Origin of the sequence: Nonomuraea helvata (genome assembly GCF_039535785.1) — a bacterium.
Taxonomy (GTDB): Bacteria; Actinomycetota; Actinomycetes; order Streptosporangiales; family Streptosporangiaceae; genus Nonomuraea; species Nonomuraea helvata.
In genome coordinates this window covers 2,922,262-2,942,900 of the sequence record NZ_BAAAXV010000001.1, presented here as the reverse complement: position 1 = coordinate 2,942,900, position 20,639 = coordinate 2,922,262, and the positions used below count along the sequence as shown (strand labels likewise).

Sequence of the window (20,639 nt, the reverse complement as noted above, 5' to 3'; positions counted from 1 at the left end):
TCAGTAAAACCGGCGTAAGGTGGGCGCCGACCGAGTCTCAAGGAGGCTTATGTCCATCACCCCTTGCGGCTTCGCGCGCACGCCGGAGAAGGGGCTGGCCCGCCTGCACTGGTCAGACGGCGGCTGGGCGGTCGAGGGGCAGCCACCCGACGTGCCGGCGCTGCGCCCGCTCCGCGGCCTGGAGATCGAGTGGCCCGCCGCCGAGGTCCCCCTGGACGGCCTGCTGTGCCTGGCCGCGGCCGGGATCCCGATGACCGCCGACCAGGCCGCGCCCTGGGTGCCCGCCGACCTCGCCGCGCTGCTCACCGACCGTGACTGGCTCGCTCACGCGGCCGACGGCGGCCCGCGTTCGCTGGCCGACCTGCGCAGGGAGGAGCACAGCGTACGCCTGCGCCGCCTCGCGCACCCCGCCGCCAAGCCCAAGATCAGCATTGTCATGTCAAGCAAGCGGTCAAGGCTGGTGGGGGCGGCGCTGGCCCAGATGGAGGCGCAGCGGGACGTCGAGGTCGAGGTGCTGCTCGGGCTGCACGGGGTGGGGTTCGAGGAGGTGCGCGAGCCGGTCGAGTCCTGCTCGCTGCCCGTCAGATGGGTCGAGGCGCCGGAGTCCGTGCCGTTCGGCGAGGTGCTCAACCGGACGGCGGCCCTCGCGAGCGGCGACTACCTGGCCAAATGGGATGACGACGACTGGTACGGGGCCCGCCACCTGGGCGATCTGTTCATGGCGCTGTCGTACTCGGGGGCCGACGTGGTGGGGACGACGGCGGAGTTCTTCTATCTGGAGCCGTTACGGGCGACGGTCCGGCGTACGACGTTCGCCAGTGGAGCGGCGTATCCGAGCGAGGTTTGGGCCGATCACGTGGCAGGTGGGACGATCTTGGTGTCTCGAGAGAAATTTCAGGAAATAGGTGGATTTCCCGGCTTACCGCGGGCTGTCGATCTTGAATTCCTGAAAGCGGCGCAAAAGGCCGGTGCGCGCGTCTACCGCACCCACGGACTCGGCTATGTCCTGCGCAGAGGGCTCAGCGACGAGCACACCTGGCAGCTACCGCTGGCCCACTTCCTCAAGGTGGCCGTCAACCAGTGGCGAGGTTTCCGCCCGAGCCTGCTGATGGAAGCCGCATGACGACGAGTGTCGCCGGGTCCGCGAGGGTACGCGGCAACGACTACCGGATCCTCGAGCCGCTCCTCGGCGACTTCACCCCGGAGCTCAAGCTCAGCGTCGTCATCCCGGCCTACGGCGGGCAGGACAAGCTCGACCTGGCGCTGGCCGCGCTCGCCGGGCAGACGTACCCGGCGGAGCTGACCGAGGTCGTCGTCGTCGACAACGCCAGCGCGCCCCCGCTGCGCCTGCCCTCCGTCCGTCCCAGGGACACGCGCCTGATCGTCTGCGCGGAGCCGGGACGCGCGAGCGCCCGCAACGCCGGCCTGGCCCAGGCGACGGGCGACGTGATCCACTGGCTCGACTCCGACGTGGTGCTCACCCCGGGTGCGATCGAGGCCCACATGCGCTGGCACCACGCCGCCCCCTATCTCGTCGTGACCGGTTACATCAGGTTCACCGACGCGGAACTGCCCGCCGAGCTTCCGCCAGACCTGGAGGAGCACTTCGAGCCCGCCGAGCCGCACAGCTGGATCGTCGACCTGGTCGAACGCACCGACGGCCTCACCGACAACCCCCAGCGCCCGTTCAGCCTGCACGTCGGGGGCGCGACCTCCGTCAACGCCGGGCTCGTCGAGGCGGCGGGCCTGATGGACGACGAGCTGATCCTGGGCCAGGACACCGAGATGGGCTACCGGCTCAGCCAGGTGGGCGCGGTCTTCGTGCCGGAGCCCGCGGCCCGCGCGTACCACCTCGGGCCCACGATGCGAATGCGCGACAAGCAGCCGATCGACCGGGTAAGCCACGCGTTCGTGGCCGATCGCATCCCGTCGTACCGCTGGCTGCGCGGGCATCCCGGGCGGCAGTGGAAGGTCCCGTACGTGACCGTGGCGGTGGACGGCACGGCGGGCTACGAATCGGTACGGGCCACGGTGGACGCGCTGCTCGCCGGCACCGTGCCCGACCTGTCCGTGCTCCTCGTCGGCCCCTGGGACACCCTCGAGCACGACCACCGCGCACCGCTGGAGGACCCCGATCTCGACCTGGTGCTGGTCCACGGCCATTACCGGTACGAGGGACGGGTGACCCTGTCCGTCACGGAGTCGGCCGACCCGGCCGTGCCCTTCGTCCTGCGCCTGCCGCCCGGCTGGATCCCCGGCGAGGACTCGCTCGCCCGCCTGCTCGACCTGGCCCGCGAGGAGGGCCTGGGCCTGGTGAACGTGCTGCTCCACGAGTCGTCCCGGGGCGTCGTCGCGGCCCGCCTGGAACGCGCGTCCGCCTTCGCCAGGGCCCGCATCCTGGCGACTCCGGGGGAGGACCTCGACGACGTGGTGGACACGGTGGCGGGCGTCTCCTGGGTGGAGGGCGAGACGTACGGGTTCACCACCGAGGCCGCGCCCCTGCTCGGGCGGCGGGGGGCGTACCGGGCCCGGCTGGAGGCCCAGGCCGAGGCGGCCCGGCTGGCCAAGGAGGCCGAGCGGCTGCGGGCGCAGGTGGCCAAGTGGAGGGACGAGGCGCAGCGCTGGCGCAAGTCGGCGGTGGAGCTGCGGCGCGAGGTCGGCACGTTACGCCGCCAGCTTGCCGCCGCCGGCCGCGCCCAGCAGAGCTTCCGTATCGTGGTGTCGACGACGATGAAACGCGCCCTGCGCAAACGCCTGCGCGGCTGACCGCCTGTGCCGCGCCGCCCGCTGGGCTGTACGCCTGTGTCGCGCCCTTTGGCCCGCCCCGCGCGGTGGTGCGCGGCCGGTCAGTTGGGGCGGAGGGCGGACTTCAGGCGGCGCAGCAGCGTCTTCTCCGTGGGCGCCACGGACACCGTCACAGGCGCAGGCACGGGCTCAGGCACGGGCGGCGCCGGGATGGTCACTGGTTCGGGCTGCTTGGGGGCGGGCCAGAAACGGTCCGGGCCCTCGTGGCGTACCCCGTGGGTGGTGGCGATGACGTCGTCCAGGTCCGCTCCGGGGTCGGTGAGGAGGACGGCGCGGCCGAGGGCCGAGGTGCGCTCCAGGCGCGCCGTGCGGCCGTCGGGCAGGTCGACGACCAGAACGCCCGTGAGGTCCTTCTGCACCGACTCGATCATGCGCTCCAGCGTCACCCGGTGCAGCGGCACGTCCACCGGCCCGCGGTAGCGGAACGGCGTGGGAGCGGGCGTCGGGGCGGCCTCGTCGATCAGGCGGATGCGTTCGTCGTGCGCGAACAGGTCGCGCATCAGCCGCATCTCGAAGCACGGATCCGACAGGACGGAACGGCGCGAGGAGCTCAGCCGCGACCACGGCGCCACCAGCGTCACCACCACGTCCTGCAGCTTGCCGTCCAGCGCCGCCGCCACCGCCTGCCGCACCACCGACTCCGAGGTGTCCGTGACGTCGAGCACGATCTCCACGTACGGCACCAGCCACCGCCGCCCCTGGTCCTTGCGCAGGTCCCTGCGGAGCGGGATCCGGTGCGCCAGGTACGGCTCCACGGCCCGCACGGCGCGTTCCCTGTCGCGGTGCTGCGCGGGCAGCCCCAGGTGCACGGCCTGCGCGTCCATGTCCGGCACGAACACCACGCCGTGCATGGCCAGCCGGTAGGAGAACTCGGTGTCCTCCCCGCGTGCCACGGTCGGGTCGAGACCGCCCACGGCGTGGAAGATCTCCCGGGGAAGGGCGAAGGTCGGCCCTGTGCACACGTGATACGGATTGCGGCTCTTGCGCAGCCCGTCGGTCTTCGCGATCGTCGCCTCGGTGGAGCTCGACACGGCCCCGGCCAGGTCGAACAGCTCTCCCAGTCGTCCAGCCTGGTACACCTGGCGCGGCGTGACCTGCGGCGGCTCCACGAACTTCTTCATCCCGATCGTGACCAGGTAGTCCGTCACGTGGTGCCAACGGGCCAGCGCCTCGATGTGCTCGCGGCAGGGCACCATGTCGGCGTCGAGCCGCTGGATGATCTCACCGTCGGCGGCCTTGGCGCCGGTGTTGACGGCGTTGGAGATGCCCCAGCCGTCACGCACCCGTACGATGCGGGTGTTGACCGGGCGGATCTCGGGCAGCCGGATGGGAGGCTCGCTGCCGTCGTCGACGACCAGGACCTCCATGAGATGGTCCGGGTACGTCTGCGCCGCCAGCGCCGCCAGCGACAGGTCGAGCTTGTCCTGCCCGCCGTGAGCCGGTATCACCACGCTCACGGAAAGGGCGGGTGACCAGGCGCCGAGCTCCGGCGCCGCTATCGGTGAATAGTCGTTCTGCCTCAAAGCAGGACGCGCGTCCATGGTGGTGACCCCCTGCCGAGACCTTATCGGGAGATGCTGAGAATTTCCTGAATAGTGCGCCTGTCCAATGGATGTGTCCGGCCGGTGGACACGGCTCCGCGCCGGTCTCCCGCACCCCGTACACTCTGTGCCGAACACCGCAGGTAGGGAGCCATCATGAGCAGGTCGTGGCGAGGCCTCATCGAGGAATACCGCGAGCGTCTTCCCGTCAGTTCCAAGACGCCCGTAATCACGCTGCTCGAAGGCGGGACGCCGCTGGTGCCGGCGCACCGCGTGTCCGCTCTTACGGGCTGCGACGTCTATCTCAAGGTCGAGGGCGCCAACCCGACGGGCAGCTTCAAGGACCGCGGCATGACCATGGCCATCAGCAAGGCGGTCGAAGAGGGGGCCAAGGCGGTCATCTGCGCCTCCACGGGCAACACCTCGGCCTCCGCGGCGGCCTACGCCGTTCGCGCCGGGCTGACCTGCGCCGTGCTGGTGCCGCGGGGGAAGATCGCCATGGGCAAGCTCGCCCAGGCGCTCGTCCACGGGGCCACGCTGCTGCAGGTCGAGGGGTCGTTCGACGACTGCCTGGAGATGACCCGCAAGCTGTCGTCCAGCTACCCGATCGCGCTGGTCAACTCGGTCAACCCGTTCCGGCTCCAAGGGCAGAAGACGGCCGCGTTCGAGATCGTCGACACGCTGGGTGACGCACCGGACATCCACTGCATCCCGGTGGGCAACGCGGGCAACATCTCGGCGTACTGGATGGGCTATCAGGAATACGCGGCCGACGGGGTGTCGACCAAGCGGCCGCGCATGTTCGGCTTCCAGGCCAGCGGCTCGGCGCCCATCGTGCAGGGCGCGCCCGTCGCCCATCCGCACACGATCGCCACCGCCATCCGCATCGGCAATCCGGCCTCCTGGTCGCTGGCCACCGAGGCCCGCGACGAGTCGGGCGGCGTCATCCAGGCGGTGACCGACCGGCAGATCGCGGCGGCGTACAAGCTGCTGGCGCAGGAAGAGGGCGTCTTCGTCGAGCTGGCCTCCGCCGCCAGCGTCGCCGGGCTCCTGCAGGCCCACGCGCAGGGGCTCGTCGATCCGGGTCAGCGCATCGTCTGCACGGTCACCGGCAACGGGCTGAAGGACCCCGACTGGGCGATCTCGGGCGCGCCCGCGCCCGTCGTCATCCCCATCGACGTCCACGCCGCCGCGGCGGCGCTCAACCTCGCCTGACGGCGAGCACGGGGAGGCAGAGTTGAGGACGGTTCAGATTCGCGTGCCCGCGACCTCGGCGAACCTGGGGCCCGGGTTCGACGCGCTCGGGCTGGCACTGAGCCTGTACGACGACGTCGAGGCCACGCTCACCGACGAGCCCGGGACCCGCGTGATCGTCGAGGGCGAGGGCGCCGGGGAGGTCGATCTCGGCGAGGGGCACCTGGTCGTCAAGGCGATGCGGGCGGCGTTCGACCGCATGGGGGCGACCCAGCCCGACGGGATCCGCCTGCGCTGCCGTAACAGGATCCCGCACGCGCGTGGACTGGGGTCCTCCTCGGCGGCCGTCTGCGCGGGCATCCTGGCCGCCCGCGATTTGGCTAAGGGCGAACAACTTTCCGACGGCGAGGTTTTCGCGCTGGCCACCGAGATGGAGGGCCATCCGGACAACGTCGCCCCCTGCCTGGCCGGTGGGCTGACCGTGGCCTGGTCTGACCACACGGGGACGCCGCATATGGTGAAACTGGTCCCCGACGAGCGCATCCGCCCGGTCGTCGTCGTTCCGTCGACGCGGCTGGCCACGGAGACCGCACGGGGACTGTTGCCGAAGGACGTGCCCCACAAGGACGCATCGTTCAACGCCGGCCGGGCCGCGCTGCTGATCGCAGCGCTGACCCAGCGGCCGGAGCCAGGGCTTCTGCTCGCGGCCACCGAAGATCGACTCCATCAGCACTATCGCGCGCCTGCGATGCAGGACACCGCGGATCTGGTAGAACGTCTCCGTGCTGCGGGCGTGCCCGCGGTCGTCTCGGGAGCGGGTCCCACTGTTCTTGCGTTTTCGACATCGGATACGCAGGATTTGATCGCGCCAGAAGTGGGTAATGACTGGCACATCCAGCAAATGGACGTCGACCCGATTGGTGCGGACGTTCAGTTCCCCGAGACACGCTGATGCCTCTTTAGACCTTCAGGGAATAGCCGTGTGCGCTGGTGATGTTAGGCTGGTAGCCGCACCAGATGCCCCCTTGGTGGGTGCGTGCTTGTCAGCCACACATCGCTGCATCATGCTTCACGTCGCGAGGCGTGAGCAGCGCGGCTGTCTCCCCGGAATCCGTCACCTCCGGTTGGCCCACACCCGGTTGGCTCATAACGAGGCGGCGACGATGGGGATCTGCGCGTTCGAGACACATCGACATCTGGTTGGCGACAGCAATCTGGGGGGTGTCAGCCACGCGCCACGGCCATGTGGCGGCTTGGACGAGCCCCTCCCCAAGAGTGGCGACCGTCCACAGCGGCGGCCGAAGATCGCAGCGTGCACCCCGACCCGGTCTGTCCCGCCGGATCGCAAGCACCTCCGGGACGCCCGGCAGAACGAAACCGGCGCCCGACCCCTGGGAAGGACCTTTTAGTTGAGCGACACCACCGAACTCCTCTCCGACGCATCAGGCGCAGAGCCGGCGTCCGGCGACACCCCCACCCGCGCACCGGCCAAGACCACACGTGCGCGTCGCTCCGGCACCGGCCTGTCCGCCAAGGTGCTGCCCGAGCTGCAGAAGATGGCAGCGGAGCTGGGCATCAGCGGGACCGGGCGCATGCGGAAGAGCCAGCTCATCGCGGCCATCCAGGAGAAGCAGGGTGGCGGTTCCGGCGAAGGCGCACCGGCCCCGGCGGCCGAGGCTCCTGCCGCGGCTGACGCGGCGCCTGCCGCCGAGCGCCCCACCCGTACGCGCAGGGAACGTTCCCGCGCCAAGCCGGCCGAGGAGGCCACCCCGCAGCCCGCCGCGCAGCCGGCGGAGCCCGTGGCCTCGGCTCCTGAGCCCGTCGCCGCTGCCGCCCCGGCGGAGCCGGTCGTCGAGCAGCAGGCCCAGGTCGTGGAGAGCGGACAGAACGACACGAGGGGCGAGCGCGGCGAGAGCCGTCGCGAGCGCCGCAGCCGCGGCGAGCGCCGCGAGCGGGGCGACCGCTCCGGCAGCGACCGTTCCAGCAGCGACCGTAGTGACCGCGGGGACCGCGGGGACCGTGGGGACCGTGGCGACCGCGGTGAGGGCGGCCGTGCCGACAGCGGCCGCGACGGCGGGCGCGGCGAGCAGCGCGAGCGCGCCGCCGACTCGGGCGGCCGCGGTGACCAGCGGGGCGACCAGCGCGGTGACCAGCGCGGTGACCAGCGGGGCGGCGACGACGACGAGCGTGGCCGCGGGCGCAGGGGCCGCTTCAGGGAGCGCAACCGTGGCCGTGGCCGCGACCGCTTCGAGGGCGGCGGCGAGCCCGTCATCGGCGACGACGACGTGCTCATTCCGATCGCCGGCATCCTCGACATCCTCGACAACTACGCGTTCGTCAGGACCAGCGGCTACCTGCCGGGCAGCAACGACGTCTACGTCTCGCTCGCCCAGATCCGCCGCAACGGCCTGCGCAAGGGCGACGTCGTCACCGGCGCCGTCAGGCAGCCCCGCGAGGGCGAGCGGCGCGAGAAGTTCAACGCCCTGGTCCGCCTCGACACCGTCAACGGCATGGACCCGGAGCAGGCCCGCAACCGGCCCGACTTCAACAAGCTGACGCCGCTCTACCCGCAGGAGCGCCTGCGCCTCGAGACCGAGCCGAACATCCTCACCACGCGGATCATCGACCTCGTCTCACCGATCGGCAAGGGCCAGCGCGGCCTCATCGTCTCGCCGCCCAAGGCCGGTAAGACGATGGTGCTGCAGGCCATCGCCAACGCGATCACCCGCAACAACCCCGAGTGCCACCTGATGGTCGTGCTCGTGGACGAGCGGCCTGAAGAGGTCACCGACATGCAGCGGTCGGTCAAGGGCGAGGTCATCCACTCGACCTTCGACCGTCCCGCCGAGGACCACACCACGGTCGCCGAGCTCGCCATCGAGCGGGCCAAGCGCCTGGTGGAGCTGGGCCACGACGTGGTCGTCCTGCTCGACTCGATCACCCGCCTCGGCCGCGCCTACAACCTGGCGGCCCCGGCGTCCGGTCGCATCCTGTCGGGTGGTGTCGACTCCACGGCGCTCTACCCGCCCAAGCGGTTCTTCGGCGCCGCCCGCAACATCGAGAACGGCGGCTCGCTGACGATCCTCGCCACGGCCCTGGTCGAGACCGGGTCCAAGATGGACGAGGTCATCTTCGAGGAGTTCAAGGGCACCGGCAACGCCGAGCTCAAGCTCAACCGCTCCTTGGCCGACAAGCGGATCTTCCCCGCGGTGGACGTGGACGCGTCCGGCACGCGTAAGGAAGAGATCCTCATGGGCAAGGAAGAGCTCCAGATCGTCTGGAAGCTGCGGCGGGTGCTGCACGCTCTGGACATGCAGCAGGCGCTCGAGCTGCTGCTGGAGAAGATGAAGGAGACCAAGTCCAACGCGGAGTTCCTCCTGCAGGTCCAGAAGACCACGGTGAGCAACGACCGCGACTAGCGGCTCCTGGTACTGAAGGGGCGGCAGGGATTTCTCCCTGCCGCCCCTTCTCCGTGCCGCGCCGGGGCGGGGGTTAGCCCTACCTCGGCAACGGAAGCCACCCACATTCACTCCTGCCCTTCTCGCGTGCACTCTTGGGACATGCCATCAGTCGCGTTGAAGGACCGGGTGCCGTTCGGTCCCAAGGGCCCCTTGGGCATCGTGGTCGATCCGATGACGTGGCGGGCGGCGCCGTACCTGGGCCTCGCCGGGGTGCTCGGCTTCGGCTGGTTCGCCGTGCTGGCCGTGACCGTGCCCGTCTCGCTCGCGCTGACGGTCGTCTGGGTGGGCGTGCCGCTGATGATGGCGACCGTGCTCATGTGGCGGGGCGGTGCGATGCTGGAGCGGCGGCTGATGCGCGCGGCGTTCGGCGTCAAGATCGCCGACCCGTACCGTGCCAGGCCGGAACGTGGGGTCGGCGCGCACATCAGGTGGCTGCTGACGGACGCGGCCACCTGGCAGGACCTCGGCTACCTGCTGATGCTGCTCCCGCTCGGCCTGGTCGAGACGGCCCTGTCCGTGGCCCTGTGGACGGCGTCAGGCATGCTGCTCGTCCAGCCCGTCCTGATGTTCCTGTCGGTGGCGACGGGCTTCTCCAGTGACCTGACCATCGACAGCTGGCCAGGGGCCTTCGTGGCCGCGGTGTTCGGGGCGCTGCTGTTCGTGGTGGCGGCGTACATGGTGCGGGGGATGGCCTGGCTGCACGGGACGCTGGCGACGGTGCTGCTCGGCGGCAGCCAGGAGGAGCGGCTGCGGGCGAGCAGGGCCAGGGGGATCGACGCGGCCGAGGCGGAGCGGCGCAGGATCGAGCGCGACCTGCACGACGGCGCGCAGCAGCGGCTGCTGTCGGTGGCGGTGGACCTGGGGCGGGCGCAGTCGAAGTTCGACAGCGAGCCCGAGGTGGCCAGGGCGCTCATCGCCCAGGCCCACGCCGGCACGAAGGCGGCCATCGCCGAGCTGCGCAACCTGGCGAGGGGCATCCATCCGGCCATCCTGAGCGACCGCGGCCTCGACGCGGCCCTTTCGGGGCTGGCCGCGCGGGCGCCCATCCACGTGGACGTCTCGGTCGAGCTGGGCGAACGGCCGCCCGCGGCCGTCGAGAGCATCGCGTACTTCATCGTGGCCGAGACGCTGGCCAACATGGCCAAGCACTCAGGCGCCACCGAGGCGTCGGTGACGGTGCTCAGGGACCATCGCGGCGTGGTCGTCGACGTGTGGGACAACGGCATCGGCGGGGCGCTCTTGTGCCCCGGTGGCGGCCTGGCCGGGCTGGCCGACCGGGCGGCCACCATCGACGGCATGCTCGTCCTGCACAGCCCTGTGGGCGGTCCCACGCTCGTGCGTGCGGAGCTCCCCTGCGAGTGGTAGCCGGTCCGTCAGCGCTCTCCCGTGCGGAGACGCGCTCCGAATGGTAGGCGCACACGCCGCGGCCTGCAGTGGACAGCTGAACGCTGTCCACTGTAGGCGCACACGCCGCGGCCTGCAGTGGACAGCTGAACGCTGTCCACTGTAGTCATGTGGCCATGCGCGTGGTCATCGCCGAGGACTCCGTACTGCTGCGTGAGGGGCTCGCGCGGCTGCTCGCCGACGGCGGCATCGAGACCGTCGCGGCCGTCTCGGACGGGTCCGCGCTGGTCTCCGCCGTCCTGGAGCACGAGCCCGACCTCGCGATCGTCGACGTACGCATGCCGCCCACCCACACCGACGAGGGCCTGCGCGCGGCGCTGCAGGTACGGGCGGCCGTACCCGACTTCCCGATCCTGGTCCTCTCCCAGTACGTCGAGGAGAGATACGCGGGAGACCTCATCGGCAGGGCCGTCGGCTACCTGCTGAAGGAGCGGGTCGCCGACGTGGCCGAGTTCCTGGAGGCGGTACGCCAGGTCGCCGCCGGCGGCACGGTCATCGACCCCGAGGTCGTGGTGCAGCTGCTGAGCCGCCAGCGCCGCGGAGCCCCGCTCGACTCGCTCTCGCCCCGCGAGCGCGAGGTGCTCGCCCTGATGGCCGAGGGCCGCTCCAACACCGCCATCGCCACCAGGCTGGTGGTCACGGAAGGCGCCGTGGAGAAGCACATCTCCGGCATTTTCGCCAAACTGGCCCTGGGACCCGCGCCCGAGGATCACCGCCGCGTGCTGGCCGTCCTGACATACCTGGGCCGCTGACGGGAATGCACGATGGCCTGGGATGGTTGGACGATCTGGCACACTGGTAGCTGACCATTTTGCGGCTCCGGTTCACGCCGTGCGTGATGGCGACCCGGCGGCCGCACCCCGAAAGGACAGCGATGAAGCGCGACATCCACCCTGACTACCACGTGACGCAGGTGTCCTGCTCCTGCGGTAACACGTTCACCACCCGTAGCACCGCCAAGAACGGCGTCATCCACGCCGACGTCTGCTCTGCCTGCCACCCGTTCTACACCGGCAAGCAGAAGATCCTGGACACCGGCGGCCGGGTGGCCCGCTTCGAGAAGCGCTTCGGCAAGAAGGCCACGGGCAAGTAGCTTCACCGACGCCGGCCCGGACGCACTTCCGTGCGCCGGGTCGGCGTTGTTGGTGTGGAACGGCCCCAACCAGACGTAAGGACCCACGGTGAACCTCGACGAGTTGCTCAAGGAGTATTCCGAGCTGGAGGTGCAGCTCGCCGACCCCGCCGTGCACGCCGACCAGAACAAGGCCCGCACCCTGGGCAGGCGCTACTCGCAGCTCACGCCGGTCATCGGCACCTATCGCGAGCTCGAGTCGGCCCGCGAGGACCTGAGCGCCGCCAAGGAGCTGGCCGGTGAGGACGAGGCGTTCGCGGCCGAGGCCGCCGAGATCGAGGAGCGCATCCCCCAGCTGGAGGAGAAGCTCAGGCACCTGCTGATCCCGCGCGATCCCAACGATGACAAGGACATCATCATGGAGATCAAGGCGGGCGAGGGCGGCGAGGAGTCCGCGCTGTTCGCGGGCGACCTGCTGCGGATGTACCTGAGATACGCCGAGCGCCTCGGCTGGAAGACCGAGGTCATCGACAGCCAGCCCTCCGACCTGGGCGGCTACAAAGACGTCACGGTCGGCATCAGGGCCAAGGGCGACGAGGGCGTGTGGTCCAGGCTCAAGTACGAGGGCGGCGTCCACCGCGTGCAGCGGGTGCCCGTCACCGAGTCGCAGGGCCGCATCCACACCAGCGCCGCGGGCGTGCTCGTCTACCCGGAGGCGGAGGAGGTCGACGTCCAGATCGACCCCAACGACCTGCGCATCGACGTCTACCGTTCCAGCGGCCCCGGCGGCCAGAGCGTCAACACCACCGACTCGGCGGTCCGCATCACCCACCTGCCCACCGGCGTGGTCGTCTCGTGCCAGAACGAGAAGAGCCAGCTCCAGAACAAGGAGTCGGCCCTGCGCATCCTGCGCGCCCGCCTGCTGGCCATGGCGCAGGAGCAGGCCGAGGCCGCCGCGCAGGCCGAGCGCAAGTCGCAGGTCCGCACGGTCGACCGCTCCGAGCGCGTCCGTACCTACAACTTCCCGGAAAACCGCATCTCCGACCACCGGGTCGGCTTCAAGGCGTATAACCTCGACCAGGTTCTCGACGGCGAGCTCAACGCCGTCACCCAGGCCCTCATCGACGCCGAGATGGCGGAGAAGCTCGCACAACACTCATGACATTTCTGCTGGACGAGATCGCCCTCGCCACCGCTCGGCTGGCCGAGGCAGGTGTTCCCTCACCGCGCACCGACGCTGAGGAGATCGCGGCGTTCGTCCACGGCGTGCGCAGGAGCGAGCTCCACACGGTCAAGGACGCCGACTTCGACGCGCTGTTCTGGGAGGGCGTGGCCAGGCGGGAGGCCCGCGAGCCGCTGCAGCACATCACCGGCCACGCCTACTTCCGCTATCTGGAGCTCGCGGTCGGGCCCGGCGTGTTCGTGCCGCGGCCTGAGACCGAGGTGGTGGCCGGCTGGGCCATCGAGACGCTGCGCGAGATGGACGTGACCGCCCCGCTCGTGGTCGACCTCGGCACCGGCTCCGGTGCGATCGCGCTCTCGATCGCGCAGGAGGTGGCGCTGGCCGAGGTCCACGCCGTGGAGGTCGACCCCGGGGCGTACACCTGGGCCAAGCGCAACATCTCCGAGCACGGCCAGGGCCGCACCCACCTGCACCCCGAGGACCTCGCGGAGGCGCTGCCCGAGCTCAACGGCAAGGTCGACCTGGTCATCTCCAACCCGCCCTACATCCCGCCCGGCGCGATCCCGCGCGACCCCGAGGTGCGCGACTACGACCCTTCCAGGGCGCTGTACGGCTCCGGCGACGACGGGCTCGGCGAGGTGCGCGCGGTCGAGCGCACGGCCCGCCGGCTGCTGCGGCCGGGCGGCTGGGTGGCCGTGGAGCACGCCGACGAGCAGGGCAGGGCGGTCTACCTGACGTTCCCCGAGGACCACGGCTGGCGTGACGTGCGCCTTCGGCAGGACCTCACCAGAAGAGACCGCTTCGTCACGGCTCGGCTGGGCCAGGACTAGGATCTATGCGAGCGGGAGCGAGGCGATAAGATCGTGTCCAGACGTTTTGACTGCTCCGACCTGGAGCAACGCACCGTTGGCCTGATGGAGGCCGCGTCGTCCGTGCGCCGTGGCGACCTCGTGGTGCTGCCGACCGACACCGTCTACGGCATCGGCGCCGACGCCTTCACGCCGTCGGCGGTCACCGCGCTGCTCGACGCCAAGGGGCGGGGCCGCGAGATGCCGCCGCCCGTGCTCGTGGGCACCGTCAGAGCCGCCACAGCGCTCATAGACGACCTCGGGCCGTACGGGCAGGATCTGATAGACGCCTTCTGGCCCGGGCCGCTCACGCTCATCTGCAAGGCCAACAGGGCCCTTTCCTGGGACCTGGGGGAGACCAAGGGCACGGTGGCCGTACGCATGCCGCTCCACCCGGTGGCGCTCGACCTGCTCAAGGAGACCGGCCCCATGGCCGTCTCCAGCGCCAACCGCTCCGGCGCCCCCGCCGCCACCACGGCGGACGAGGCGGAGGAGCAGCTCGGGGACTCGGTCGACGTCTACCTCGACGGCGGCAAGACCACCGACAACACGCCCTCCACCATCCTCGACCTCACCACGGCCGTGCCCAGGCTGCTGCGTCGCGGGGCGATCCCGGTGGAGAAGCTGCGCGGCATCATCGGGTACGTCGCCACCGAGGACTGACGTATACCGTCTGCTTATCCCGGCTGCGATCGCGCTCCGGCCGACATTACGGTGAGCCCCGGAGCGGCGATTACGTCCGGGAGTGGCCCATGGGCAAGTTCGACGGCATGGATCCCAAGCTGGTCCGCGACCTGCTGGCCGAGGTGAAACACGCGGCCACGCAGCTGCGTGCGGCCGAGGACCGGGTCAGGCTCGCCATGCACCGGGCCGGGCTGTCCGCCGTGACCACCCACCGCCCCGCCCAGGTCGCGGATTCGGCTGACACGATGGTCAAGGACGTCAACGTCCGGCTCGGGGTGCTGGAGAAACGGGTCGACCGGCCGCGGGGCGACGAGCCCAAGGATGTGCGCGGGGACCAGAACAAGTACGACAATCCGCGGTCCGACGGGACCCCGCCGAAGAACGACGACACCAAGACGGGCGAGGAGACCAGGACCGGAGACGGTCCCAAGGCGGACGCGGACGGCAAGACGGGTGATCGGCCCAAGGCGGACGCCGATGGCAAGACGGGTGATCGGCCCAAGGCGGACGCGGACGGCAAGACGGGTGATCGGCCCAAGGCGGACGCGGACGGCAAGACGGGTGATCAGCCCAAGGCGGACGCCGACGGCAAGACGGATGCCGATGGTGACGGGAAAACGTGCGACGGCGCCAAGGACACAGGGACCGGCCAGGACACCGGAGCCGACCAGGATGCCGGGACCGACCGCAGGACCGGCGACCAGTCCGTCGACCTGCCCACTGATCAGCCCAAGGACGACGCCCTGGACAGCCGGCGCGACCGCGGCGCCGAGGCCGACGGCGGTGCGACGACCGGCACCCCGGCCCAGGACCACCAGGACGTGACCAAGCCGCAGATCGTGGAGGTCGACGGCGTCAAGGTCCTGCAGATCCCCATCGACCCGCCCACGGCCGAGCAACTGGAGGACCTGCTCGAGAACGCCGACAAGGTGCAGCCGGCGGACATGCCGCACCTCCCCGCCGACACCGCGACCACCCACACGGCCGACGTCAACGCCTGGGCGAACGACGGCAGCGACGTGGTCTCCGCCGGCACCGACCCGCCTGGCCCGGACGCGCTGAAGACGGTGGTGGGCCACCACCGCGAGATCCCACCGCTGGACATGCCGGGTCTGTCGGAGACGTCCGGCCACGACACCACACCGACGGACGGCACGGCCCCCACCGCCGGCACGAACGACGACGCCTGCGCCTCCAACGGCGACACCACGCCAGGAAGCACCGCACCCGACAGCCCATCGGGCGACGGCGCCGGTCAAGATGGGGCCGGTCAAGATGGGGCCGGTCAAGGTGGGGCCGGTCAGAAGGACGGCCAGACGACGGGAGGCCGAGGGGCGCCCGTCTCCGTCCCGCCGACCAACCCCTCGATCCAGATGCAGATCGCGTACGGGCGGGACACCGCGGCATCGAACGTCGCCGCCTGGGCGAACGACGGCAGCGACGTCGTCTCCGTGGACGTCACACCGCCCAGCCTGGACGCGCTGGGGACGGTCGTGGAGCACCACCGCGACATCCAGCCCCTCGACATGCCCTCGGTCGAGGTCCCGCCGGGCGAGTACGGCAGGGGCGAGTGGGCCCCCAGGGACATCCGGCCGGACGGCCCGCAGGGCGAGATCGACCCGGGCACGCCGGAAAGGAGCGCGTGATGTACGTCGACCCCCCGGCGCCCAAGCCAAGGGACCCCAACGAGACCCCGCCGGTCAGCGCCTCAGGAGCCCTGGACGACCCGCAGAGGGCCTGGGAGTTCAACCCCGACTACCAACGCCTGGTCGTGGCGTGGAACACCGTCCTGCCCCAGCTGGAGGCACTCAGAACGGCACTTGACAAGGCGTACGGCCTGGCCAAGAGCCCTCAGACGTGGGACGCCCCCGTGGGGGAGCGCTACGTCCAGGACATCCGCGAGTGGCGCAACAGGCTCGCCGTCTACCGCCACAACGTGCTGACGACCATCAGCGACGAGGCGGCCGACACCCCCAGATGGATCCCGACCACGGCCAACGCGCCCCACGCGTTCCAGTAGCGCACACCAGGCGCGCGCCACCCCCTGAGGCTGGGTGAAACGGACATCAGGTCGTACAGTGGGGAAATGGGTGGAGAACCCTACTACGGCCCCGACTTCGGGCTCCTGCGGAAGCAGGACCCGGAGCTCGCCCAGGTGCTGCTCGACGAGCTGGACCGGCAGCGGGGCAACCTCCAGCTGGTCGCGAGCGAGAACTTCACCTCGCCCGCCGTTCTGGCCGCGATGGGCTCGACCCTCACCAACAAGTACGCCGAGGGTTACCCGGGCAGGCGCTACTACGGCGGTTGCGAGGTCGTGGACCGGGCCGAGCGGCTGGCGGTGCAGCGGGCGCGCGAGCTGTTCGGGGCGGAGCACGCCAACGTCCAGCCGCACTCCGGCGCCTCGGCGAACCTCGCCGCCTACGCCGCGCTGCTGCAGCCCGGCGACACGATGCTGGCCATGGCCCTGCCGCACGGCGGCCATTTCACCCACGGTTCCAAGGTGAACTTCTCCGGAAAATGGTTCAACGTCGTGTCGTACGGGGTGCGACGTGACACCGAGCTCATCGACTACGACGAAGTCAGGGACCTGGCCCTGCGGCACCAGCCCAAGCTCATCGTGTGCGGCGCCACGGCGTACCCGAGACTGATCGACTTCACGGTGTTCCGCTGCATCGCGGACGAGGTGGGGGCCTGGCTGCTGGCCGACGTCGCGCACACGATCGGGCTGATGGCGGGCGGCGCGATCCCGTCGGCGGTGCCGCACGCGGACGTCGTGACGCTCACCACCCACAAGGCGCTGCGCGGGCCGCGCGGCGGTGCCATCCTGTGCACGGAGGAGCTGGCCCCGAAGATCGACCGGGCGGTGTACCCGTTCATCCAGGGCGGGCCGCTGATGCACGTGGTGGCGGCCAAGGCGGTGGCGTTCGCGGAGGCGATGCGGCCGGAGTTCGCCGACTACGCAAGACGCGTGGTCGTGAACGCGCAGGCGCTGGCGGAAGCGCTGGCGGGGGAGGGGATGCGGGCCGTGTCCGGTGGCACGGACACCCATCTGGCCCTGATCGACCTGCGTGACCTGGACGTGTCCGGCGCCGAGGCCGAGCGCAGGTGCGCCCGCGCGGGGATCACGCTCAACCGGAACGTGATCCCGTACGATCCCGAGCCGGCGGCCGTCACGTCGGGGATCCGCGTCGGCACGCCGTGCGTGACCACCCAGGGCATGGGGTCCCAGGAGCTCAAGGAGGTGGGCACCCTGGTGACCAGGGCAGTGCGCCAGCCGGGCAGAGCTGCGGAGATTCGGGAAAGAGTCTCGGCGCTTCTGGCCATCCATCAGCCATATCTCAGCGAATATTAAGCGGGTCTGTGTCGTTTTCCGGCCTCAGCAGGCCGGAGGATCCGGGAAACTAGGTTCGTGCGCGAATACCTGTTCATGGCGCTCATATCGGCGGCGGTCACGTACCTGCTGGTTCCGCTGGTGCGCCGCTTTGCCATCCGCATCGGCGCCATGCCGGAGATTCGCGATCGTGACGTGCACACCACGCCGACGCCCAGACTGGGCGGCCTGGCCATGTACGGCGGGCTGGTCGTGGGGTTGCTGCTGGCCGGCCAGCTCACCCATTCGAGCGAGGCGCTGGCGGGCACCGGCGCCCAACCCGTGGCCGCCCTGATCATCGCGGGCGGGCTCATCACGTTCACCGGCTTCCTCGACGACTGGTGGGGCATGGACGCCTTCATCAAGCTCGCCGGGCAGGTCGCGGCGGCCGGGGTGCTGGTCTTCTTCAATATGCGGCTGACCTCCATCCCGCTGCCCGAGGCATGGGGCGGCCCGACCAGCGTCGACTACACGCTCAGCACGGTCATCACCATCCTGGTCGTGGTGGTGACGATCAACGCGGTCAACTTCGTCGACGGGCTCGACGGGCTGGCGGCCGGGATCGTGTGCATCGCGGCCATGGCAACATGGGTCTATTCGATCATCATCTCGCAGAAGATCTCCGGGAGTAACATCACCGCCACGGCGGCCATCGTCGCCGTCCTCATCGGCACGTGCCTGGGCTTCCTGCCGCACAACTTCCATCCCGCGAAGATCTTCATGGGCGACACCGGGGCCATGCTGATCGGACTGGTGCTCGCCTCCTCGATCGTCACCGTGACGCCGGTCGACACCACGGCGATCTCGGACATGAACGAGTTCCCGGTGGTGGTCCCGCTGCTGATCCCGGCGGCCGTCCTGGTGCTGCCGCTCATCGACCTGATAACCGCGGTCGTACGGCGCACGTCACAGGGCCTGTCGCCGTTCGCGCCCGACCGCGGTCACCTGCACCACCGGCTGATGGACATCGGCCACTCGCACCGGCGTTCCGTGCTGATCATGTACGCGTGGACGTTCCTGTTCTCGTTCCTCGTCGTGGGCCTGTCCTGGGTCGGCGTGCCCGTCCTGATCTTCCCGGCGGTCATCGTGCTCGCGATCGCCGTGCTGATCCTGATGGCGATGCCGCGCTGGCGGGGCAGGGGCGGTGCGCACACCGCGACGCCCGACGATCCCGACGACGACGGCGGCCCGCCCACTGGCCCGATGCCGCCGATCCTGCCGCAGGATCCGCAGGTCAAGCGGCAGTCGCCGCCCTCCGGCAGCTCCTCGCAGGAGCGCGCCAGCGCCGAGGGAAAACCGGTCATTCCGGCCTTTCCGAGCCGTTCTTGATCGCGAACTAGAAACGGCAGGTAAAAGCGGTCTTCCGTGAGCTTGTGATATCTTTCACGAGCAGGGACTCCAGATGCACCGGCTCTGGAGGTAGCAAACGCTCGCTTGACAACTTGCTGATGGAGCACCAATGCAGGCCAACGACGTGCGCGTACTCAAGAGCGCCGCGATTCCGACCTCGCTGGTCGGGGTGGTCGCCGTGGCCGTCTCGCTCCTGACGAGTGGCGGCAAGGGAGCGCTGGGCGCGGCCATCGGAGCTCTGCTCGTCGGGGTTTTCTTCAGCATCAGCGTGGTAGCGGTGTCCTATGCCGCACGGGTCTCCCCCCAGATGATGGCGATCGCAGCGATGGTCAGCTATCTCGTCAAGGTGCTCGCCATCATGGCCGTGCTGGTCTCCTTCCGCGACACCACGGCCTGGAACACCCAGACTTTCGCCTGGTCGGTCGTGGTCTGCACGCTCGTCTGGACGGGCTTCGAAGTGCGCGCGTTCATGAAGACCAAGATGCTCTACGTCGACCCCGAAGCCAGGGTCCCCGGAAAGGGCGACTCATGAAAGCAGGTAAAGGGACGGGGTCCGATATGACTAGTCCTCTACTTGCCTGCTATTGTCAAGGCCGCGATGAGCGCACAGAAACGCCGACCCGAAGAAGACGGTCGCGACTTCGCCGACGCCATGTGGTCAGTCCCCAGCTATCTGCTTGCCGGGATGGCCTTCTACGGCGGCCTCGGGTGGTTGCTGGACCGGTGGTTGAGCCTGTCCGCGCTCTTCCCCATAGGCGTCGTCCTTGGGGTTGTGCTCTCCGGCTATCTGGTCTACCGGAAGTTCGGTCGCTAGCCCGACACAGCGATCACTTCGCTGAGGAAACTCTTGTGATCCACTACCACGTTGAAGGGAACGCCGCGTGAGTACGCTGACGCTCCTCGCTCCGCCATCCGACCAGTTCGGGGCACCGACTCCGGAAGAGCTGTTCAATCTTCCCCCCATCATCCCGGGGGTGGACTGGTTCACCAAGCCGGTTCTTCTCGCGATGCTGTCCGTGATCCTCGTGGTCGGTTTCCTCTGGGCGGCCTTCGCCAACCCCAAGGTTGTGCCGCGGGGCATCCAGAACGTCGCCGAGTACGGCTACATGTTCGTCCGCGACCAGGTCGCCCGGCCCTTCCTGGGCAAGGACGCCGACCGGTGGATGGGCCTGCTGGTGACGCTCTTCTTCACGGTCCTGCTCTGGAACATCATGGGTGTCATCCCGATACTCCAGTTCCCGGTGGCCTCGCACATCGCCTTCCCGGCGGTGCTCGCGCTCTCGATCTACGTGCTCAAGGTCTACCTGGGCATGAAGCACCAGGGAGCGGTCGGCTACTTCAAGAACATGATGTTCCCCCCTGGGCTGCCGAAGCCGATCTACGTGCTGCTGTCGCCGATCGAGTTCCTGTCGAATTTGATCATCGCGCCGTTCACGCACGCGGTCCGACTCTTCGCCAACATGTTCGCCGGCCACATGCTGCTGGCCTTCTTCAGCATGGTCGGCTTCTGGTTCCTCTTCGAGAAGCTGACGCCGCTCGGCGCCGGGGTGGGCGTGATCGGCGTGGTCATGACCATCATCCTCACGGGCTTCGAGATGTTCATCCAGTTCCTGCAAGCGTTCCTGTTCGCGATGCTGGCCGCCATGTACATCGGTGGCTCGCTGCACCCAGAGCACTGAGAACCCACATACCGGAATATCCATGACCGGTGAGGACTCCGCTTCACC

At 69.7% G+C, this 20,639-nt stretch carries 19 protein-coding genes; 18 read left to right on the top strand and 1 reads right to left on the bottom strand.

Going from position 1 to position 20,639, the window contains the following annotated elements; all coding sequences use genetic code 11:
- Positions 1-49 precede the first annotated feature (49 nt).
- On the top strand, positions 50-1,123 hold the full coding sequence (locus ABD830_RS13655) for a glycosyltransferase family 2 protein (protein ID WP_344987109.1): 1,074 nt from the start codon (positions 50-52) through the stop codon (positions 1,121-1,123).
- Positions 1,120-2,766: a glycosyltransferase family 2 protein gene (locus tag ABD830_RS13650; protein WP_344987108.1), complete on the top strand. Its 1,647-nt coding sequence runs from the start codon at positions 1,120-1,122 to the stop codon at positions 2,764-2,766. Before ABD830_RS13655 ends, ABD830_RS13650 begins: the two co-directional genes overlap by 4 nt.
- Positions 2,767-2,846: 80 nt before the next feature.
- Here the strand turns inward: ABD830_RS13650 and ABD830_RS13645 are convergent, their stop codons facing one another.
- Entirely contained in the window at positions 2,847-4,262 is a 1,416-nt protein-coding gene (locus tag ABD830_RS13645) for a glycosyltransferase family 2 protein (RefSeq protein WP_344987107.1), read from the bottom strand.
- Between the two features lie 240 nt (positions 4,263-4,502).
- Between ABD830_RS13645 and thrC the strand changes: the two genes are divergently transcribed.
- The 16 genes from thrC (at position 4,503) to atpB (ending at position 20,591) form a co-directional block, all read left to right on the top strand.
- On the top strand, positions 4,503-5,561 hold the full coding sequence (thrC, locus tag ABD830_RS13640) for a threonine synthase (protein ID WP_344987106.1): 1,059 nt from the start codon (positions 4,503-4,505) through the stop codon (positions 5,559-5,561).
- Positions 5,562-5,583: 22 nt separating this feature from the next.
- Complete coding sequence (thrB, locus tag ABD830_RS13635) at positions 5,584-6,492, top strand: homoserine kinase (protein WP_344987105.1); 909 nt, start codon at positions 5,584-5,586, stop codon at positions 6,490-6,492.
- A gap of 457 nt (positions 6,493-6,949) precedes the next feature.
- Positions 6,950-8,959, top strand: a complete 2,010-nt coding sequence (rho, locus tag ABD830_RS13630) for a transcription termination factor Rho (RefSeq protein ID WP_344987104.1) — start codon at positions 6,950-6,952, stop codon at positions 8,957-8,959.
- 141 nt (positions 8,960-9,100) lie between these two features.
- On the top strand, positions 9,101-10,366 hold the full coding sequence (locus ABD830_RS13625; RefSeq protein ID WP_344987103.1) for a sensor histidine kinase: 1,266 nt from the start codon (positions 9,101-9,103) through the stop codon (positions 10,364-10,366).
- Between the two features lie 155 nt (positions 10,367-10,521).
- Complete coding sequence (locus ABD830_RS13620) at positions 10,522-11,157, top strand: response regulator (protein ID WP_344987102.1); 636 nt, start codon at positions 10,522-10,524, stop codon at positions 11,155-11,157.
- A gap of 122 nt (positions 11,158-11,279) precedes the next feature.
- Complete coding sequence (gene rpmE / locus ABD830_RS13615) at positions 11,280-11,498, top strand: 50S ribosomal protein L31 (protein ID WP_043616312.1); 219 nt, start codon at positions 11,280-11,282, stop codon at positions 11,496-11,498.
- 88 nt (positions 11,499-11,586) lie between these two features.
- Positions 11,587-12,639 (top strand): peptide chain release factor 1, encoded by a 1,053-nt coding sequence (prfA, locus tag ABD830_RS13610; RefSeq protein WP_344987100.1) that lies wholly within the window; start codon positions 11,587-11,589, stop codon positions 12,637-12,639.
- A complete protein-coding gene (gene prmC / locus ABD830_RS13605; RefSeq protein ID WP_344987098.1) occupies positions 12,636-13,490 on the top strand; it encodes a peptide chain release factor N(5)-glutamine methyltransferase in 855 nt (284 codons plus the stop codon). Before prfA ends, prmC begins: the two co-directional genes overlap by 4 nt.
- Before the next feature lie 33 nt (positions 13,491-13,523).
- A complete protein-coding gene (locus ABD830_RS13600) occupies positions 13,524-14,171 on the top strand; it encodes an L-threonylcarbamoyladenylate synthase (protein WP_344987097.1) in 648 nt (215 codons plus the stop codon).
- An 89-nt stretch (positions 14,172-14,260) separates the two neighbouring features.
- Positions 14,261-15,838: a hypothetical protein gene (locus ABD830_RS13595; protein WP_344987096.1), complete on the top strand. Its 1,578-nt coding sequence runs from the start codon at positions 14,261-14,263 to the stop codon at positions 15,836-15,838.
- The gene (locus tag ABD830_RS13590; RefSeq protein WP_344987094.1) at positions 15,838-16,212 is read left to right on the top strand and encodes a hypothetical protein; all 375 of its coding nucleotides are present in this window, start codon (positions 15,838-15,840) and stop codon (positions 16,210-16,212) included. The genes ABD830_RS13595 and ABD830_RS13590 overlap by 1 nt, the downstream gene beginning before the upstream one ends.
- A gap of 66 nt (positions 16,213-16,278) precedes the next feature.
- Positions 16,279-17,544, top strand: coding sequence for a serine hydroxymethyltransferase (locus tag ABD830_RS13585; protein WP_344987093.1), 1,266 nt, complete (start codon positions 16,279-16,281; stop codon positions 17,542-17,544).
- Positions 17,545-17,601: 57 nt separating this feature from the next.
- On the top strand, positions 17,602-18,891 hold the full coding sequence (locus ABD830_RS13580; protein ID WP_344987091.1) for a glycosyltransferase family 4 protein: 1,290 nt from the start codon (positions 17,602-17,604) through the stop codon (positions 18,889-18,891).
- Between the two features lie 130 nt (positions 18,892-19,021).
- Positions 19,022-19,444: a Cg1360 family ATP-synthase-associated protein gene (locus ABD830_RS13575; RefSeq protein WP_344987090.1), complete on the top strand. Its 423-nt coding sequence runs from the start codon at positions 19,022-19,024 to the stop codon at positions 19,442-19,444.
- A gap of 66 nt (positions 19,445-19,510) precedes the next feature.
- Positions 19,511-19,726: an AtpZ/AtpI family protein gene (locus ABD830_RS13570; protein WP_344987089.1), complete on the top strand. Its 216-nt coding sequence runs from the start codon at positions 19,511-19,513 to the stop codon at positions 19,724-19,726.
- A 67-nt stretch (positions 19,727-19,793) separates the two neighbouring features.
- Positions 19,794-20,591 (top strand): F0F1 ATP synthase subunit A, encoded by a 798-nt coding sequence (gene atpB / locus ABD830_RS13565; protein WP_344987088.1) that lies wholly within the window; start codon positions 19,794-19,796, stop codon positions 20,589-20,591.
- Positions 20,592-20,639: the final 48 nt, after the last annotated feature.

Excerpts from the sequence above, each read along its gene's own strand:
- ABD830_RS13585 (WP_344987093.1), top strand. The coding sequence starts at position 16,279 with ATGGGTGGAGAACCCTACTACGGCCCCGACTTCGGGCTCCTGCGGAAG.
- ABD830_RS13650 (WP_344987108.1), top strand. The coding sequence starts at position 1,120 with ATGACGACGAGTGTCGCCGGGTCCGCGAGGGTACGCGGCAACGACTAC.
- ABD830_RS13570 (WP_344987089.1), top strand. The coding sequence starts at position 19,511 with ATGAGCGCACAGAAACGCCGACCCGAAGAAGACGGTCGCGACTTCGCC.
- ABD830_RS13595 (WP_344987096.1), top strand. The coding sequence starts at position 14,261 with ATGGGCAAGTTCGACGGCATGGATCCCAAGCTGGTCCGCGACCTGCTG.
- ABD830_RS13625 (WP_344987103.1), top strand. The coding sequence starts at position 9,101 with ATGCCATCAGTCGCGTTGAAGGACCGGGTGCCGTTCGGTCCCAAGGGC.
- ABD830_RS13620 (WP_344987102.1), top strand. The coding sequence starts at position 10,522 with ATGCGCGTGGTCATCGCCGAGGACTCCGTACTGCTGCGTGAGGGGCTC.
- thrC (WP_344987106.1), top strand. The coding sequence starts at position 4,503 with ATGAGCAGGTCGTGGCGAGGCCTCATCGAGGAATACCGCGAGCGTCTT.
- ABD830_RS13590 (WP_344987094.1), top strand. The coding sequence starts at position 15,838 with ATGTACGTCGACCCCCCGGCGCCCAAGCCAAGGGACCCCAACGAGACC.
- prmC (WP_344987098.1), top strand. The coding sequence starts at position 12,636 with ATGACATTTCTGCTGGACGAGATCGCCCTCGCCACCGCTCGGCTGGCC.
- rpmE (WP_043616312.1), top strand. The coding sequence starts at position 11,280 with ATGAAGCGCGACATCCACCCTGACTACCACGTGACGCAGGTGTCCTGC.
- ABD830_RS13575 (WP_344987090.1), top strand. The coding sequence starts at position 19,022 with ATGCAGGCCAACGACGTGCGCGTACTCAAGAGCGCCGCGATTCCGACC.
- ABD830_RS13655 (WP_344987109.1), top strand. The coding sequence starts at position 50 with ATGTCCATCACCCCTTGCGGCTTCGCGCGCACGCCGGAGAAGGGGCTG.